The organism is Alteromonas sp. ASW11-130, from assembly GCF_026183735.1.
GTDB lineage: Bacteria > Pseudomonadota > Gammaproteobacteria > Enterobacterales > Alteromonadaceae > Alteromonas.
Genome location: NZ_JAPFRE010000040.1, coordinates 1 through 15,117 on the forward strand (window position 1 = coordinate 1; position 15,117 = coordinate 15,117).

The following is a 15,117-nucleotide window of genomic DNA, read 5'->3' on the forward strand; positions in this document are numbered from 1 at the left end:
ATAAGAGCCCGAATATGCGCATGCAATCTTCCAACTTATATTAAAAATATCCTTGAAATGAACCGGGAGTCCATATAAGCAATGACGAGATGGATTTATTGCAGATTGCTGCTTACGCAGCAATGACGATGGGTTGTGTATAGCGTTAGGGTTCCCCCGTCATTTTATTGAACACAACTTATTTCAAACTTTAAAAAATACAACAATGTGTGTAATCCGCCGTATCGAATCGCAACGTCAGCCTGTTGCTCGACTATTGGTTTAGCATGGAAAGCCACCCCTAGCGACGCTGTTTGCATCATAAGTAAGTCATTGGCGCCGTCGCCCATCGCAATAGTCTGCGAGTGCCTTATTTGCCACTTCTCCGCAAAATCCGTTACGGCTTCTGCTTTAGCTTTCGCATCAATAATGTCACCCGAGATGTGACCAGTTAGCCGATTGTTCTCAATCGCCAGTACGTTTGCTCGAGCTCCATCTAGATCTAATCGCTGTTGTAGATAATCTGCGAAATAAGTAAAACCGCCTGAAGCGATAATTACTTTCCATCCATTCTCTTTCAAAACGTGAAGCAAATGAGTTAATCCAGGCATCAAAGGAATACAATTGCGGATCACCTCTAAATTACTTTCCTTCGCATCTTTAAGACAGGCAACCCGCGCGAGTAGTGAGGCCTTAAAGTCGAGTTCGCCTCGCATAGCTTGTTCAGTGACAACCGACACTTTTTCACCCACTCCTGCCAACTTGGCGATTTCATCAATACACTCTATTTGGATTACCGTACTGTCCATGTCCATCACTAATAAACCTGGCTCTTTCAATTCAGGCTGCTGGTTTTGCAAAACTATTTCTATCCGATATGCTTCTGCTACCTGTTTCAGCGCTACATCGATCTTATTCGCTTTGGTAAGTTTAACTCGCGCCAAAACCACGCATTCTCCGTAGCATTCTGACAACGGATGAAAATGGAATGATTCAACCTCTAAGAAAGTGGCTAACTTTTTTTCTACACTAAAAAGAATATTCAGCGTTAATGCTGGCCCTATAATTGTCAGTGTTTCACACTCATCACTTCTGGTTGTTACATCCATCACTTTCGTGCAGTGATTATCAAATGTCCAACCACTCGGGAAACCTTTTTTAAGCGTCAATAATGATGAATAACTATGTTGCGTTAAAGACAACTTTACACCTGTCAACATGAATACATGGGGAGCTAATCCTACCTAAAGGTTAAGCGTCAGAAAACTCACATCTGGCATTTACTGTTAAATTAATTGTAATATGCCAGTTAATTTAGTTCTTAGTGGACATTTAATAGTATGAGTATGGATATCTCAGGTCAATCATCTCCTGGGCATACACTGACCTCAAGCGTCGACGCCGCTGATCGGCGTAATATGCCCACGGTTCAACATAGTGGCTACAAAGCTATCAAGCGAATTGTTCATACCTTCAGTCTATGCGTGACCATAGCGTTACTCATTTATTTTTTTTATCTTTATCAGCAGCACTCCCGCCAGTGGGCGGAATTTGAAGCAGGTCAAACAGGAACATTATTGGTTCATCAGTATGCTTTATTGCTTGCGCCCGTCGTTACCAAGGGAAACGACGAGGAACTGGAGAAAATGGTAGCCACGCTCAATCATCATCCGGCCTTAGTTAACGCTGCCGTATACGATTCCCGAGGCGTATTACTTAGCTCTGCCGAAAACCACCTCTTGCTCTTAAAACACCTTTCAGATAAATCAAGAAACTGGGTTGTTCATATAGAAGACATTCGTAATGACAGTGAGCAAACTATTGGCTATTTACGTTTGGTTTTTAATGCTAAGCGGCTTCTGGCCCCCTCGCTTGATTTTGAAAAGCGTAAGGTGGAGATGGTTTATGTATTAATGATACTTACTTTTTTACTCGGGGTTTACCTGGCTAGAAGCTTTTATAAATTTAGACCCGTATTGAAACGTCGTATATTGTCTGACGATGCTAGCGCTGCTTATCCGTCGACATTAAACAAGCGCCAATAGTTCTCTGTGGTTTGAGAGATCACGCTTTTCTTCTCAAGATTTTTTAGTTCAGCTAATGATTTGGCTACATCGCTGATAAAAGCGGGCGAATTTCGCTGCCCTTGCCTTCCCTGCATTGGCATATCAGGCGCATCAGTTTCTAACAGCAAATATTCCAGAGGAATTACAGAAACCGTTTGCCGGGTCTTACTCGCCCTAGGATAAGTAATGGTGCCACCTATACCTAGTAAAAATCCTCTATCAATATATTGGCGTGCTACCTCCTCGCTTCCTGAAAATGCGTGGATAACACCTCCGTATTTGAAATTAACCTTCTTCACCCCTTCTATTAAAAGGTGATGGGTTTTTCGATGGTGCATAATAACGGGAAGTTCAAATTGTTGTGCAAGTTCAAGCTGTCCTAAAAATAGCTCCTGCTGCTTTTTAAGGGGTGTATTGACTGTGGCATCAAGCCCTATTTCACCAATAGCTACACATATGTGGCGATGCTTTTCTACCCAACATTGAAGCTGCGAAAGTGAATCGTCTTCGTCAGTTAAAAAATAGGGATGCAAGCCAAACGCTATATCGCATTGCGGAAAATTATTTTGGATCGTAAGCTGCCGCTGCCATCCCTCTTGAGTAGTGCCTGGAATAAGGAAGCGCGTTACGCCTGCTTCTGAACTTTGTTTAAGCACAGTTTTCAGATCGGTTTTAAATTCTGGTAAATCGAGATGACAGTGACTATCTATCATCACGCTTCCCTTAGGGCATCAATCGTTGTGTATGCCACTCACCAGACTCTGACAAATTATATTCAAAGCGATCATGAAGACGATTTTCGCCACCTTGCCAAAACTCTATTTGATGAGGTTCGACGCGAAAGCCTCCCCAAAAGTCGGGTACAGGTATCTCTCCCTGTGCAAATTTTTGCTTGAGTTGACTGAACTGGGTCATCAATAGTTCTCGCTTGGCGATGGGTCTACTTTGACGTGATGCGATGGCCGCAAGTTGGCTGTCTTTAGGACGGGAAAGAAAATAGCGAGCATTCTCGGCAACAGACATTTTATGCGCAGTACCGCATACTCGTACCTGTCGCTCCATAAAAAACCACGGAAAATGTAACGATACTTTCGGATTTTCTGTCAGTTCCCGGGCTTTCCTACTACCGTAATTGGTATAAAAAACAAACCCTTGAGGCCCAACATCTTTTAGCAGCACTATACGTTGAGAAGGCTGACCATCTTTTGCTACGGTCGCTACTGTCATAGCCGTGGGGTCTGGTACGCCAGCTTCTATAACATCGTTTAACCAGCGTTCGAAAAGGCTTATTGGATTTGTGGTTAATTCTGACTCATCCAGGGAGCGTAAACTGTATTGTCGTCGTAAGTCTGAAATTGCCATTCACGCTCCCAGAAAACGCATGTCTTATTAGTTTGGTTAATCGTCGTTACCATAGCCTAACGAACGAAGCGCACGTTCATCATCAGCCCATCCTTGTTTCACTTTCACCCAAAGCTCTAAAAACACTTTGGAATCAAAGAGGTTTTCCATATCTTTACGCGCCTGTTCACCGATGGTTTTAATGTGTTGTCCTCCTTTACCTATCACCATTCGTTTCTGCGATTCGCGCTCAACTAATATAAGACCATTAATACGGAAAACGCCATTGTCGGCCAACTTAAACTGTTCAATCTCAACTGTTGTTGAATACGGTAATTCGTCGCCGGTAAAGCGCATTAATTTTTCGCGAATGATCTCTGCAGCCATAAAGCGACTGGATCGATCTGTAATGTAATCTTCAGGAAAATAAAACTCACTCGGCGGTAGCGTTTTCTGAACTAACTCACGTAACACATTAACCTGTTTTCCCAGTTTAGCGCTCACGGGTACAATATTATCGAAATGATGTTTCTTCGCGAGAATTTGCAGTTGTTCCATCAACTCTGACTTTTCTTTAACTTTGTCAGTTTTATTTACCACTAAAAAGCTGGGTAAGCCTGACTGCTGAACCTTCTTAAGCACCATAGTGTCTTCATCGGTCCAGCGCGTTCCTTCCACAACCATCAATACTAACCCCACCTCAGCCAACGAGGATGTGGCCGCACGATTCATGTAACGGTTTATTGCTTTCTTTTCATCGTTATGAAGTCCCGGTGTATCAACATATACAGTTTGAAAATCACCTTCGGTATCAATACCTAAAATTCGATGACGAGTAGTTTGAGGCTTGCGAGACGTAATACTTATTTTCTGCCCCAGCAAGTGATTCAGTAAAGTAGATTTGCCCACATTAGGACGGCCAACAATCGCTACGAGTCCGCAGTAGGTGGTTATATCTTCAGGCGTCATTGATTAATTTCTCTAGCGTAATTTTAGCGGCCTGTTGTTCCGCTTTGCGCCTACTTTCCCCCAGCGCCACAACAGGTTGATGTAAGCCAGCCGCGAGACAACTCACTTCAAACGTCTGCGCGTGATCTTTACCTGTAATATTGATTACTTCGTATGTTGGTAGCGGTAACCGGCGGGATTGCAGGTATTCTTGGAGGCGTGTTTTATTATCCTTGGGGTGGGCATTAGGGTCTAATTGGGCAATACGTTCTTGCCACAATTTTAAAATCACCTCTTTAACCGTTTCCATACCGGCTTCTAGATAAATGGCACCTAATACTGCTTCCACAGCATCGGCTAATATCGAGCCTCTTCTGGAACCGCCACTCTTCATTTCACCCGGCCCCAGTTTTATCAGGTCTCCCATTTTGGCTTCACGCGCTAGCTCAGCCAAGGTGTCCCCTTTTACCAAGGTCGAACGCATTCGAGTGAGTTTACCTTCCGGCACATTCGGGAATTTCTTAAATAGCGCTTCACCGATGACCATTCCGAGTACTGCATCCCCTAAAAACTCAAGGCGCTCATTATGCACTTTCGCTGCGCTTCGGTGAGTGAGCGCCAGATCCAACATAGCAACGTCTTGGAATGTATAACCCAACACTTTGCTAATATAAGCATATTTATCAATGCCCTGCATTAATCAATACCGCCCACGCGACTAAAGCGGACACCCGTTGGGATCCAAGAAGGGAGCCAGCTATCGGAGGCGCGTTCAAATTCAAAACTTATCCAGATAGCAACCGCTTCGCCCACCAGATTTTCATCCGGAACAAAACCCCAGAAGCGACTATCTCGGCTATTGTCACGATTGTCACCTAACACAAAGTATTGACCTTCAGGAACACGCCATTCATTACTTCGCGTACCCGGCTGGGTGTAAAAGTGCGAAGGGTGTACTTCACGCATGGGATGGCGAAGAATATCGTGGGGCGTATCGCCAAGTTGTTCGGTATAACGAAGAAGCGGGGCCATATCCTGCACAAAATCGCCGCGCGACTTAAACTCAACGTCTACAGGTTGCAATTTACCACAGCTTTCCACCTCATCGCTTGCGCAAGCAGGCTTTATATAAATTTGTTTGTTGCGATAAACTACGGTGTCCCCAGGTAAGCCAACTACTCTTTTAATGTAGTCAATATTTGGTTCTTCAGGATACTTAAAAACCACAATGTCGCCCCGATCCGGCGCCCCAGTCTCAATTATTTTCTCCCGAAAAACCGGGTCCTTTATACCGTATGCATATTTCTCTACCAGTATAAAGTCACCTACCAATAACGTAGGCATCATAGAGCCTGACGGTATCTGAAAGGGTTCATAAAGAAATGAGCGTAATACCAACACAAAGGCGATAATGGGAAAAATTTGTTGCGCAGTATCTACAATATAGGGCAGTTCGGTCTTTTCCTGTGCGTCAGCTTCTGCGCTTCCGATTGTACCACCAGATGTGGCGGCTTTGGCTTTGCGCTTACTGGCAAAAAATAATGAATCTAACAACCAAATCAAGCCGGATGCAACTGTTAGAAAAACCAGAAATAAGGAAAAGTAATTCGCCATTATTTTTTCACCTTCAATACCGCAAGGAATGCATCCTGGGGTAATTCAACATTTCCAACCTGCTTCATACGCTTCTTCCCTTCTTTTTGCTTTTGTAGCAGTTTTTTCTTACGACTTACATCGCCCCCATAACATTTTGCGATAACATTCTTCCGCAACTGTTTTACCGTACTACGCGCGATAACATGGTTACCAATTGCGGCTTGAATGGCGATATCAAACATTTGTCTAGGGATTAACTCACGCAGTTTTTCCACCATATCACGCCCGCGCGATTGTGAATTCTCACGGTGCGTGATAAGTGCCAACGCATCTACCCGTTCCCCATTAATGAGAATGTCGACCCGTACCATATCTGAGGACTGGAATTTTTTGAAGTTATAATCGAGTGAGGCAAAACCTCGGCTGGTTGACTTTAATCGGTCAAAGAAATCCAGTACCACTTCAGCCATGGGTAATTCATAGGTTACCGCAACCTGTTTGCCGTGATAGGTCATATTGGTTTGAACGCCGCGCTTTTCGACACACAATGTGATGACATTACCTAGATAATCTTGTGGTACCAGAATGTGCGCTTCTACGATTGGCTCGTGAATTTCTTCAATATCGTTTACCGCGGGTAACTTTGACGGGTTGTCTACCTGTACTGTTTCACCCTTCGTAGTAACCACTTGGTATATTACCGTCGGAGCAGTAGTAATCAAGTCAAGGTCGTATTCTCGCTCTAGTCGCTCCTGAATGATTTCCATATGTAACATACCTAGGAAGCCAATACGGAAGCCAAAACCCAATGCGGCTGAACTTTCGGGTTCATAAAACAACGAAGCGTCGTTGAGACTTAACTTTTGCAACGCGTCGCGGAAATCTTCATAATCATCTGAGCTTATCGGAAATACACCTGCATAAACCTGCGGTTTTACCTTTTTAAAACCGGGTAGCATTTTTTCAGCTGGCTGACGTGCAGTAGTTATGGTATCGCCTACCGGTGCGCCAAGGATATCTTTGATACCTGCAATAACAAAGCCTACTTCGCCCGCGCGTAGGATACCGGTATCCAGCGCTTTAGGCGTAAACACGCCCACTTTGTCGACTTGATGAACCTGCCCGTTAGACATAATTTGGATGCGGTCTTTAACATTCAGCTGGCCTTCCACGATACGCACTAGCGATACTACGCCTTGGTAATTATCAAACCATGAATCAACAATAAGTGCACGCAATGGCTTTTCACGCTCTCCCACTGGAGGAGGTATCTTTTGTACAATGACTTCAAGTACGTCTTCAATACCCACCCCCGTTTTCGCTGAACAGCGCACTGCATCTACAGCGTCAATACCAACAATGTCTTCAATTTCCTCGGCGACCCTCTCTGGTTCAGCTTGCGGTAAATCAATTTTATTTAAGATTGGCACCACTTCCATGTCCATATCAATCGCTGTATAGCAGTTAGCCAGTGTTTGCGCCTCAACACCCTGGCCGGCATCTACTACTAAAAGTGCGCCTTCACACGCTGCCAACGAACGAGACACTTCATAGGTAAAATCAACGTGTCCCGGAGTATCGATGAAATTTAACTGATAGGTTTCACCATCTTTTGCGGTATAATTCAATGTAACGCTTTGCGCTTTAATGGTAATACCACGCTCGCGCTCTAAATCCATTGAATCGAGCACCTGCTCAGCCATCTCCCTTTCTGATAAACCACCACAATGCTGGATTAAGCGATCCGATAGCGTTGATTTACCATGATCAATGTGGGCAATGATACTGAAATTACGAATGTGCGACTGTTGCATATAGCTAGAAATTACCTGCAAAAATTATTGAAATCTATCCTTTCACTTTTTACTCAGAAGAGGCAAACCGTGATCAAAGGATGATGGCACCATCGTGAATAATTCGACGATGACATCCATGAAAAAAAGTCTGCGGATTTTACCTATTTATTAGTCGAAAAGCGAATTAATGTAATATCACTCGATAGGTATTACTTACAGGAAAAATTATTTACGCAGTTTTACACTAGGATCGGTCGCTGACAGGATAACGGGCTGGAATTTGGCTGTATCTTTCGATTTTAAATAACGTGAGGTTAACACCCCTCCTAAAAAGGTGACAATGCCGCTGCCCAGCACTACCCACAGTTCGCTATATAATCCAAGCGAGGGCAACATGTTATTAAACACCAATGCACTTATCAGAAATACGATCAAAGGAGCTAAATATAACCATGCTGAAGCCGAAAGAATACCCGCTTCGGGCACCCCTACTTTCACCACATCACCTATCTTTGTTGGCACAGGTGTCTTAAACGTAAGTTGCTGAGTCCGAGGAGCCAGCGCTCTTGACACCACGCCGGTACCGCAATCCTGATTTACCTGACATGCATTGCACGTGGTCTTAATTGCGGCTTCTACTGTGACTGTGTCGCCTTGTACACATATTACTGTAGCGCGTTCAACTATCATTTTATTACGTCATCCATTGCTATCAGGGCGGTGCATACTAAGTGAGGTAGCTATTGCATTGGCTGTATTTAGTGGTATTTCGCCTACTACTGTAACCTGAGCTTGCCCGTCTGTTAAGGTTAGAAACGTATTAACATCATGACGTAATACCATATCTGCACCGATCGCGTCATCAGCCATCTGAACATATACCGAGACATCGACTAAACCGTCACTGAACATTTTATATTCCACGATCTGTCCCGTTAGCGCTAAACGTCTTATATCGCGCTTTACTTCTTTCATTCCTCGCGGCAAATAATCCACTTCCCAATGGTGTTTTCTGGGTTGCGAGGGCGTTATCACCATGGGTTGGGGTAAGGTAGCCTGGTTGACTCTCGCAAAATACGGATGGGGTTCTTTTTGAATGCTGAGTGATGTCACCTGAATTTGTTCAAGTAAATTTCCATTCAAATCCAACATGTTGAATTTTAATAACATGCCGCTAGCTTCGTCTAACCATAATTGATAACTAAAACGACTATTATCTAAACTTACGATACGTATGTGTTGAGCGGATCTACCAGAGACTCTCGCCCGACCTACTTTAATAAATTTGTAAGACTTGGTAAGCGCCCGCGGATTATATAGTAATTGGCTTGGAATGGGACCGTTAATCGACGCGGAATATAGGCTGTAAGGCGGTACATCAGGTTCAAATACACTAACCACATTTCCGACCCGTATTAATTCGCGTCCCGGGCCATTTTGTAAATTTAGTTGTTCAACCGTTGTACCATCTTCTAAAACGCCGTGACGCCATAGATACGGAATGGTTTCACTACCCGCTCGACTTTGAATAAATGAGACCTGGTAGTTCAAACTCTGAGTGGCCTCCGTTAATCGGGCTAACCATTGCTTGGCAGTTAAAAAATCACGCTCATTTTCTTCGACGTTTTCTATATTTTGGGTAACACTAGTATTGTCAGAAATATCACTGCTTTGGCTAGTTGAATGTTCGGCTTCAACAGCAGACGTATTGCTTTGTTGCGCTGACACTTCAGCCCGCAGCATAGACACACTAAAAATTGAAATTAAGGTGGCACGCTTAAATAAAACAGCCAGCTTACGTGGAGCTGGCCTGTTAATACTACTTAATCTGTTCATCCAATTGAATACTATCGTTAGTTTTCCGATCCCTGCTGTTCTTCGGCAGCAGCACTTTGTTCTTCAGCCTGCTTAAGCTTAACCTGCTGCTCATGGTCAGCAATCAGCGCATTAATCTTTCTTTTTTTCTCTAGCATCATCGCCATATCATTGCGTGGTAGCGTTCTGGTTTGCTCCAGACTCACTGGGGCCAAGCCCCCTTGAGGACCCACCGTGGTAAATGTAGAGAACGGTTCTGTGTGAGAAGGCTGATTACTATATTGTACGCCTACTATCACTGCCGCAGCTACTGAAGCGGCAACAGCAAACTGGCCAGCTTGCTTTGCGAATGGGATCACATTACCCAATAATGGAATTGATTCCCAGCGTGAACGAGGAGCCATCACTGTCGGTTCATTCGTTAGAGCCTCTGCTACCCGTGCTGTGATATCCAGTTGCGGCGCAACTGTAGCCTCTTTACGCAAACCGCTACGAATCACATGGTAACGCTGCCATTTGGCCTGAAGCACTGGATCCTGCTTAATGGCATCGATGATCTCAGTCTGACTGAGTTCTCCATCCATAAAAGCAGATAAATTTTCTTGTTGTTTGGTCATACATTATTCCTGATCAAAGTTGATCAATTACCACGTTTACACAGAGGTTAGGTTACCGAACTTTAAAAAAGTTCAATTTTCTAACAAAGGCTGTATAACTTTATCAATTGCTTCCCTTGCCCTAAAAATCCTTGAGCGAACTGTCCCAACCGGACATTCCATGACGCCTGCTATCTCTTCATAACTCAAGCCTTCAATTTCCCGTAAGGTAATCGCCATACGTAAATCATCCGGCAGTTTTTCAACCACCCCAAATAAGGTGGTTTCTATCTCGTCAGATAGTAAACTACGTTCAGGTGTGGATTGCTCTTTTAACGCATCGCTACCTTCGTAGTAATCCGCTTCATCCGCATCTACATCACTCGCTGGCGGCTTACGCCCCTGCGCAACTAAGTAATTCTTCGCGCTATTAACAGCAATACGGTAAAGCCAAGTATAAAAAGCACTTTCTCCACGAAAATTAGGCAACGCCTTGTAGGCTTTGATAAACGCGTCCTGAGTAACATCCGCCACGTCACCGGTATTCTTCACATACCGAGAGACCAAATGCATAACCTTATGCTGGTATCTGGTTACTAAAAGATTAAACGCGTTTTTATCTCCGCGTTGAACCTTTTCAACTAATTGTTGATCGGTTATTTGCTCGCTCATTCGAGCCATTTCTCCTTAACATCTACTTCTTTACAGCTCATGCAAGCACTCAAGTAGACTTTGTGAATACGGAAAAGTTCGCAACTTTTTTAATTTTTGTTCCAAATTTTGCACGAGAACGTGGATTTGCCCATTGTTTTTTACGCTTCATCCATTAGACTTGCCGAACTTTGGGTATCTCAGCACCGTTAAAATACATGAATTCAACAACTTCTTCACCACCTTCTTTAAATCAAGCGATAGAACACCGATGTGACGTGTTGATTATCGGTAGTGGTGCCGCTGGTCTGAGTCTGGCTTTGAAACTAGCAGACCACTGCCAGGTCATCGTGCTGAGTAAAAGCGATCGAAATGAAGGTTCTACGCGGTATGCGCAAGGGGGTATTGCTGCGGTCTTTGATGAAGACGATTCAATAGAGTCACATGTCGCCGATACGCTAGATGCGGGTGCAGGATTGTGCGATGAACAAGTGGTTATCTACACCGCGAAAGAGGCTAAAGCAGCGCTGGAGTGGTTAATAAATTTTGGCGTACCATTCGATACGGAAGAAAGCCACAGCGGTGAAAAGAAGTATCACCTTACGCGTGAGGGAGGCCATAGTCACCGTCGTATTTTACATGCTGCGGATGCTACTGGAGAAGCTATACAAAACACGTTGAACGATGCTGTAGCAGCGCACCCCAATATCCATTTCTTCGAGCGCTACAATGCTATTGATTTAATTGCGTCAGAAAATACGCCTAAACATTGTAAAGGTGTATACGTTTGGAACCGCAAACGAGAACAGGTTGAAGTGATTCGCAGCCGTTTTATTACCTTGGCAACGGGTGGTGGCAGCAAAGTTTATCAATATACTTCCAATCCTGATGTATCAAGTGGTGATGGTATAGCAATGGCGTGGCGAGCAGGATGTCGCGTTGCTAATATGGAATTTAATCAATTTCATCCCACCTGCCTCTATCATCCACAAGCACGTAACTTCCTTATTTCAGAAGCCTTGCGTGGAGAAGGGGCGCAGCTATGTCACGCTGATGGTACGCGCTTTATGCACAATTTCGACAAACGTGGTGATTTGGCACCACGGGATATCGTTGCTCGGGCTATCGATTTTGAGATGAAACGACTTGGTGCAGATTGCATGTACCTGGATATTAGCCATAAAAGTGCCGATTTTATTGTTAAACATTTTCCCAATATTTATCGTAAGTGTCGCTCATTAGGCATTGATATTACTCGCCAACCTATACCGGTTGTCCCAGCCGCTCACTATAGCTGCGGGGGCGTCATAACAGACCTAAATGCGCGGACCGATCTGGACAATGTTTACGCCATAGGTGAAGTTGCCTATACAGGTTTACATGGCGCAAATCGTATGGCGTCCAATTCACTACTTGAATGCGTAGTTTTCGCCAAAGCTGCGGCAACCCATATTCTTTCAAGACTGGCCGATAAAACGACAGATGAACTCATCGCCCCATGGGATGAAAGTCAGGTCAGCAATTCGGATGAAGAAGTAATCATTCAGCACAACTGGCACGAACTACGTCTTTTTATGTGGGATTACGTTGGCATCGTAAGAACTAACAAGCGTTTGGAACGAGCATTACGCAGAATTCGTTTGTTGGAACAGGAAATCCACGAGTATTATGCGCACTTTAAGGTAAGTAATAACCTGCTGGAACTTCGTAATCTAGTGATGGTGGCAGAGCTAATTGTACGCTGCGCCATACAAAGAAAAGAAAGCCGTGGTTTGCATTTTAATGTAGATTATCCTGAAACCCTTGAACAATCTGCTCCAACAATTTTAACGCCCTTAAAAAGTTTGATTGAAGAAGAGCCTGGCACTTTGAGTACTTAAGACGCAACCACAAGTACTGTGCGAAAATATCTTAAGTATCAATAGAAAGCACAGCAGGCGCTGCGCTTTCTTTGAACACTACAGAATAAGTGATTGACCCGCTTCCAATGTAAATTCTTCTGCAAGCGTAATTTTATTGCCCGACAATAAATCTATGTATTCCCCTCTGAGACTTTTCGGCACAGGGAATCTAGCCTCAGCTTCAGGGTTTAGATTTACCAGAGTCAAACGTTTTTGTTCATCCTTAATGTTCTGGACCACCCACGCATTCATGTTATCAACCGGGTAATAACGAATTTCATTTGGAAATTGCAATGCAACGTGGTCGTTACGTATTTGCAGTAACTTTTTGTAATGGTTTAACAAAGAATCCGGGTTCGCTGCCTGCGCATCAACTGATGCATTTTTATTCGCGCGTTGTGACTGCCAGTACCCTTCCCACCATGGTTTGTGTTCTTTTATCCAGGGGAACCACTTGCTTTGATCCAGCCAGAATTCCCCCGTATCATTGAAGCCGGCAGCATCGTTATCCTCCCACTGCATAATAGCGCGACGATACTGATCATCGCCAGTAGCGTACTGCGACAATCCAATTTCTTCCCCATAATACATATACAGCGTGCCAGGAGTGGTCATCAACAATGTAGCGGCTAACTTAGCTTTACTCCAATCTTCACCTAATGTATGCATAATACGATTTTGATCGTGGTTCGTTAGAAAGGGAGAAAAGAATGAAATGGGGGCGGTCGCCTTACGACTCTTTAAATTTGCCCACAATGCTTGGCGCGTATTATCTTCCTCCCCGTCTTTAACCGTACCGAAATCTGCGCTTCGTTCCCCACCCGCATTCAAAATACCACTGACTACATAACCAAAATCAAAATCGAACGCCGAATCTAGTCCGTTACCATCGTCATAGTACTTACCTATTGTGGGCATATCAGCCCATGCCTCAGCTACAAGCATAGCTCCAGGATTAATCGATTTTACATGCTGGCTGAACTGGGTCCAGTAGATGATAGTGGCATCAGTATCAGCTTGATCTGCATCCTGTCCGTCGACGGTCTCATCTTCAATTGCGTATCTGACTGCGTCGAGACGAAAACCGTCTACCCCCTTTTCCAGCCAAAAAGTGGCTAGCTTATTCATTTCGTCAACCACTTTGGGATTACGTAGGTTCACATCGGGTTGGGTGGGGCCAAATGCACCATAATAGAATTCACCGCGTTGCTCATTCCAGTGCCACACAGCTTGAGAATTATCTTCTTTATCTGCCCAAGCTTTCCCCCAATGCTTAGGTATTTCTTTTTTCCAGATAAAATAGTCTTCATAACCTGGCTCTTGTGCAGCGGACTTTTGGAACCACTCATGGCCGTCAGAAATGTGATTAATTACCAGGTCTAAAATGACCTTGATACCATGCTCATGAGCGGCGCTAACGAATTCTTCAAAATCTTCCATCGTGCCGTAGTCAGACTCGACGCTGTAAAAGTCTTGAAAATCATAGCCATGATAGGAGGGTGCTTCAAATACCGGTGTCAACCAAATTCCATTTACGCCTAGCTCTTGCAAGTAGGGAAGTTTTGACGTCATGCCGTCAAAGTCCCCGCTGCCATCCCCGTCTGCATCATAAAATGAACGCGGCCAAATTTCGTAAAAAATTGCATTATCCCACCAGCTAGGATCGTCATTATCAATGCGTATGGATTCATAAGCAACTTCGCCCTCAGGGGTAAGAGTGCTTGGTGGTGTAGAGGTAATTTGCTGTGAACAAGAGACCATCAGTATTGATAACATCAGTGTTGATGCTCTTTTAGAAATATTTTTTATCATGCGCTCATCATTTCCATTGTTAAACAAATGTCAGTGCGATTGATGCTTATTCCCCCCTATTGCGACTTGAAAAGCAAGCACGATCACATTGAAAACGTATGCAAGGCAGAATTTTAGTCCAACTTGATTAATGATTGAAAAGGTGTAATGGGGCTTACTGAATAATTTTACCGTTGGCCAATAGTCCAGTTTTTTATCAAACGCAGTATTCTATAGCCACATTAAGCCCGTATATGGCTTGTCTTTTAAACTTGCTAGCCTTTGTTTAAGGTCGCCAACATGAATTTCTAATTTGTGTCCGTCAGGGTCTAAAAAGTAAAGCGATTCGCCTTCGCTCTTATTTACTTTCCATAGCGTAGCGCGGGAGGAAATAATCTTTTGGCTTAGCTTCAAAAAATCCACTTGCGAAACAGACCATGCAATATGCGTATAGTCGCGTGCTGGTTCAGGAAGGTCCCTTGATAAACAAAGCCATACATTATCGCATGATAGATAGGCTCCTTGTTCCCACATTGCATGTCCGTTAAAACCCAAAACAGCCGTATAAAACTCAACTGACCTTTTGACATCAGATACTGCGATAGTGATGTGGTTTAATCCAGTGATCATCATATGT

General features: G+C 44.0%; 15 protein-coding genes. 2 read left to right on the forward strand and 13 right to left on the reverse strand.

Translation table 11 applies throughout. The annotated features are described in order from the left end of the window. Positions 1-164 precede the first annotated feature (164 nt). Positions 165-1,181, reverse strand: a complete 1,017-nt coding sequence (gene serB, locus OPS28_RS13890; protein WP_265610068.1) for a phosphoserine phosphatase SerB — start codon at positions 1,179-1,181, stop codon at positions 165-167. A 138-nt stretch (positions 1,182-1,319) separates the two neighbouring features. Here serB and OPS28_RS13895 point away from each other — a divergent pair, with 138 nt between their 5' ends. Then, positions 1,320-2,024 carry an AhpA/YtjB family protein gene (locus OPS28_RS13895; protein WP_265610069.1) on the forward strand — a complete coding sequence of 235 codons (705 nt, stop codon included), beginning with the start codon at positions 1,320-1,322 and terminating at the stop codon, positions 2,022-2,024. Here OPS28_RS13895 and OPS28_RS13900 read toward each other — a convergent pair. The 10 genes from OPS28_RS13900 to rpoE all read right to left on the reverse strand — a co-directional run bounded on the left by OPS28_RS13900 (position 1,994) and on the right by rpoE (position 10,809). Beyond that, complete coding sequence (locus OPS28_RS13900) at positions 1,994-2,758, reverse strand: TatD family hydrolase (protein ID WP_265610070.1); 765 nt, start codon at positions 2,756-2,758, stop codon at positions 1,994-1,996. The two genes, OPS28_RS13895 and OPS28_RS13900, sit on opposite strands and share 31 nt — an antisense overlap. A gap of 10 nt (positions 2,759-2,768) precedes the next feature. Further along, complete coding sequence (gene pdxH, locus OPS28_RS13905) at positions 2,769-3,407, reverse strand: pyridoxamine 5'-phosphate oxidase (RefSeq protein WP_265610071.1); 639 nt, start codon at positions 3,405-3,407, stop codon at positions 2,769-2,771. Between the two features lie 36 nt (positions 3,408-3,443). Further along, positions 3,444-4,355: a GTPase Era gene (gene era / locus OPS28_RS13910; RefSeq protein ID WP_265610072.1), complete on the reverse strand. Its 912-nt coding sequence runs from the start codon at positions 4,353-4,355 to the stop codon at positions 3,444-3,446. After that, positions 4,345-5,031, reverse strand: coding sequence for a ribonuclease III (gene rnc, locus OPS28_RS13915; RefSeq protein WP_265610073.1), 687 nt, complete (start codon positions 5,029-5,031; stop codon positions 4,345-4,347). Before rnc ends, era begins: the two co-directional genes overlap by 11 nt. Further along, complete coding sequence (lepB, locus tag OPS28_RS13920; protein ID WP_265610074.1) at positions 5,031-5,948, reverse strand: signal peptidase I; 918 nt, start codon at positions 5,946-5,948, stop codon at positions 5,031-5,033. The genes rnc and lepB overlap by 1 nt, the downstream gene beginning before the upstream one ends. Further along, positions 5,948-7,744 (reverse strand): translation elongation factor 4, encoded by a 1,797-nt coding sequence (lepA, locus tag OPS28_RS13925; protein WP_265610075.1) that lies wholly within the window; start codon positions 7,742-7,744, stop codon positions 5,948-5,950. Before lepA ends, lepB begins: the two co-directional genes overlap by 1 nt. Before the next feature lie 207 nt (positions 7,745-7,951). Next, entirely contained in the window at positions 7,952-8,416 is a 465-nt protein-coding gene (locus OPS28_RS13930; RefSeq protein ID WP_265610076.1) for a SoxR reducing system RseC family protein, read from the reverse strand. A gap of 9 nt (positions 8,417-8,425) precedes the next feature. Then, positions 8,426-9,469 carry a MucB/RseB C-terminal domain-containing protein gene (locus OPS28_RS13935; protein WP_442864002.1) on the reverse strand — a complete coding sequence of 348 codons (1,044 nt, stop codon included), beginning with the start codon at positions 9,467-9,469 and terminating at the stop codon, positions 8,426-8,428. 110 nt (positions 9,470-9,579) lie between these two features. After that, positions 9,580-10,158: a sigma-E factor negative regulatory protein gene (locus OPS28_RS13940; protein WP_265610078.1), complete on the reverse strand. Its 579-nt coding sequence runs from the start codon at positions 10,156-10,158 to the stop codon at positions 9,580-9,582. A 72-nt stretch (positions 10,159-10,230) separates the two neighbouring features. Next, positions 10,231-10,809: an RNA polymerase sigma factor RpoE gene (gene rpoE / locus OPS28_RS13945; protein WP_265610079.1), complete on the reverse strand. Its 579-nt coding sequence runs from the start codon at positions 10,807-10,809 to the stop codon at positions 10,231-10,233. 197 nt (positions 10,810-11,006) lie between these two features. On the opposite strand from rpoE, the gene nadB reads away from it, so the two are divergent. Continuing rightward, positions 11,007-12,668 carry an L-aspartate oxidase gene (gene nadB, locus OPS28_RS13950; protein ID WP_265610080.1) on the forward strand — a complete coding sequence of 554 codons (1,662 nt, stop codon included), beginning with the start codon at positions 11,007-11,009 and terminating at the stop codon, positions 12,666-12,668. Positions 12,669-12,746: 78 nt separating this feature from the next. On the opposite strand, the gene OPS28_RS13955 is transcribed toward nadB, so the two are convergent. Then, positions 12,747-14,501 (reverse strand): alpha-amylase family glycosyl hydrolase, encoded by a 1,755-nt coding sequence (locus OPS28_RS13955; RefSeq protein WP_265610081.1) that lies wholly within the window; start codon positions 14,499-14,501, stop codon positions 12,747-12,749. Between the two features lie 210 nt (positions 14,502-14,711). Next, positions 14,712-15,110: a fosfomycin resistance glutathione transferase gene (fos, locus tag OPS28_RS13960; protein ID WP_265610108.1), complete on the reverse strand. Its 399-nt coding sequence runs from the start codon at positions 15,108-15,110 to the stop codon at positions 14,712-14,714. Positions 15,111-15,117 lie beyond the last annotated feature (7 nt).

Coding starts and splice junctions, on each gene's coding strand:
- OPS28_RS13895 (WP_265610069.1), top strand. CDS start 1,320: ATGAGTATGGATATCTCAGGTCAATCATCTCCTGGGCATACACTGACC.
- OPS28_RS13900 (WP_265610070.1), bottom strand. CDS start 2,758: ATGATAGATAGTCACTGTCATCTCGATTTACCAGAATTTAAAACCGAT.
- pdxH (WP_265610071.1), bottom strand. CDS start 3,407: ATGGCAATTTCAGACTTACGACGACAATACAGTTTACGCTCCCTGGAT.
- era (WP_265610072.1), bottom strand. CDS start 4,355: ATGACGCCTGAAGATATAACCACCTACTGCGGACTCGTAGCGATTGTT.
- rnc (WP_265610073.1), bottom strand. CDS start 5,031: ATGCAGGGCATTGATAAATATGCTTATATTAGCAAAGTGTTGGGTTAT.
- lepB (WP_265610074.1), bottom strand. CDS start 5,948: ATGGCGAATTACTTTTCCTTATTTCTGGTTTTTCTAACAGTTGCATCC.
- lepA (WP_265610075.1), bottom strand. CDS start 7,744: ATGCAACAGTCGCACATTCGTAATTTCAGTATCATTGCCCACATTGAT.
- OPS28_RS13930 (WP_265610076.1), bottom strand. CDS start 8,416: ATGATAGTTGAACGCGCTACAGTAATATGTGTACAAGGCGACACAGTC.
- OPS28_RS13935 (WP_442864002.1), bottom strand. CDS start 9,469: ATGCTGCGGGCTGAAGTGTCAGCGCAACAAAGCAATACGTCTGCTGTT.
- OPS28_RS13940 (WP_265610078.1), bottom strand. CDS start 10,158: ATGACCAAACAACAAGAAAATTTATCTGCTTTTATGGATGGAGAACTC.
- rpoE (WP_265610079.1), bottom strand. CDS start 10,809: ATGAGCGAGCAAATAACCGATCAACAATTAGTTGAAAAGGTTCAACGC.
- nadB (WP_265610080.1), top strand. CDS start 11,007: ATGAATTCAACAACTTCTTCACCACCTTCTTTAAATCAAGCGATAGAA.
- OPS28_RS13955 (WP_265610081.1), bottom strand. CDS start 14,501: ATGATAAAAAATATTTCTAAAAGAGCATCAACACTGATGTTATCAATA.
- fos (WP_265610108.1), bottom strand. CDS start 15,110: ATGATCACTGGATTAAACCACATCACTATCGCAGTATCTGATGTCAAA.